At 40.4% G+C, this 1858-nt stretch carries 2 protein-coding genes and 1 pseudogene; 2 read left to right on the top strand and 1 reads right to left on the bottom strand.

Annotated elements, in window-relative coordinates; genetic code table 11:
- Positions 1 to 295 (bottom strand): annotated as a pseudogene (locus C6Y40_RS09540) (IS4 family transposase); the annotation flags it as partial.
- A 248-nt stretch (positions 296 to 543) separates the two neighbouring features.
- Here C6Y40_RS09540 and C6Y40_RS09535 point away from each other — a divergent pair.
- Both C6Y40_RS09535 and C6Y40_RS09530 read left to right on the top strand, forming a co-directional pair.
- The gene (locus tag C6Y40_RS09535; RefSeq protein WP_008467336.1) at positions 544 to 1167 is read left to right on the top strand and encodes a recombinase family protein; all 624 of its coding nucleotides are present in this window, start codon (positions 544 to 546) and stop codon (positions 1165 to 1167) included.
- A 161-nt stretch (positions 1168 to 1328) separates the two neighbouring features.
- A partial coding sequence (locus C6Y40_RS09530) for a helix-turn-helix domain-containing protein (protein WP_146129474.1) occupies positions 1329 to 1858 on the top strand: 530 nt, incomplete at its 3' end.

The following is a 1858-nucleotide window of genomic DNA, read 5'->3' as shown; positions in this document are numbered from 1 at the left end:
CTGACCAGTCAACGGCAATGACAGGATGTTTACAGGTACAAAATAACCGGCAAATCATTGCATAGATAAACGGTACTTCACGCTGGAGGTGACCATTAGATAACAGCCGGTCAGCCCGCTTAATACGGTGTTTCTCATAGGCATTGGAACGGATACCGCGCCCCATACTGGTCACAGTGGCCGAACCGCTCTCAATCAAGCTTCGCACACAGGCGACAACGGCCTGTTTGCGGGTTTTATGCATTTTATGGCTGACAAAAGAGACAAGATTGTTCAATATAGAGCGTGCATTCATGGTGTTTTCTGTGTTGGTTTTTTTTGGCGAAAGATCTGATCACCAAATGCCATGAATGTTCCCTAACTCTTTGACTTTATTTTACTATTCGTGGGGATAGCTCAGGTCCAAATTAGTGTTATTACATGCAGTTCTACATGAGTACACCCTAAAGATACTGTTAATATATCACAGGCAATTACGTAATGACACCACTTAAATAAACCTATATGATATGACACCATCTAAATAGACCTAATTAGGCAAAAATGTTCATAAGAGCATATTTACGAGCATCAACTTCTGAGCAAGATGCAAATAGAGCAAAAAGCTCATTAAAAAAATTCGTTTCTGGCTTCAGCAAACGAATTGCTTCTTTTTATATAGAAAATAAATCTGGTAATTCTTTAGATAGACCAGAGCTAATTCGTTTATTGGATGAATCAGAGTCCGGTGATGTTTTGTTAGTTGAATCAATCGATCGTTTAACAAGGCTAAGCCCTGATGATTGGAAAACTCTTGTAGCCTCAATAAATGAAAAAGGAATTAGTGTTGTTAGTTTAGATCTACCAACCAGTCATTTAACATTTGGCAGTTTTCCAAGTGATGATTTTATGAGATCAATACTTAGTGCTATTAATAATATGCTGTTAGAAATATTAGCGGCCAGTGCATATAAAGAATATCGAGAACGTGAACGTAAGCAAAAAGAAGGTATTGTAAAAGCACAGCAAAAGGGACTTTATCACGGTCGTCAGCCTGATTTAGAGGCTCATGATAGGATTGCCTCGTTTACTGAAGCTGGATTTAGTATTAATAAAACGGCTGAAGCAGTTGGAGTTAGTCGAAGTACGGTAATTAGAGTTAGAAAAAAGCTTAAAAACTTAGACTAAGGTTAATTTCGAGGGGATGGGCGCAAAACCCCTTAGAGCAACCTGTCGGACCTAATTTGAATTAGTTCCGACCAGATCTGACACATCGACTTGAAATGATGAGAGTTACCCGGTTTGATAAAGGTGTCGAATCTTTATTAAACAAACCAAAGGTAACTCTCATGTTGCATACTAACAATCCAATCATTAAACACAAAGCAGGTTTACTCAATCTAGCCGAGGAACTCGGTAATGTATCTAAAGCCTGCAAAATCATGGGTGTATCACGAGATACGTTTTACCGGTATCAGGAACTGGTTAAAGAAGGTGGTGTTGATTCGCTAATTAGTCAGTCCAGACGCACTCCTAACCTTAAGAATCGCGTGGATGAACAAACGGAACAATCCGTTATTAAATACGCAGTAGAGTTTCCTGCACACGGCCAAGCCAGAACCAGCAATGAACTTCGTAAGCAAGGTGTATTCGTGTCTGGTAGTGGTGTTCGATCCATCTGGCTCCGGCATAACCTGGAGAACTTCAAAAAGCGTTTAGCTGCCTTGGAAGACAAGGTTGAAAAGGAAGGCATCATTCTTAGCGAAGACCAAGTTGCTGCGCTGGAAAAGAAAAAACAGGACGATGAAGCCTGCGGTGAAATTGAAACGCATCACCCTGGCTATTTAGGCTCTCAGGACACGTTCTATGTAGGTAACTT

It is taken from the genome of Marisediminitalea alba (assembly GCF_002993365.1).
Lineage (GTDB): Bacteria > Pseudomonadota > Gammaproteobacteria > Enterobacterales > Alteromonadaceae > Alteromonas > Alteromonas alba.
This window is presented reverse-complemented; position numbering and strand designations above follow the sequence as displayed.

Excerpts from the sequence above, each read along its gene's own strand:
- C6Y40_RS09535 (WP_008467336.1), top strand. The coding sequence starts at position 544 with ATGTTCATAAGAGCATATTTACGAGCATCAACTTCTGAGCAAGATGCA.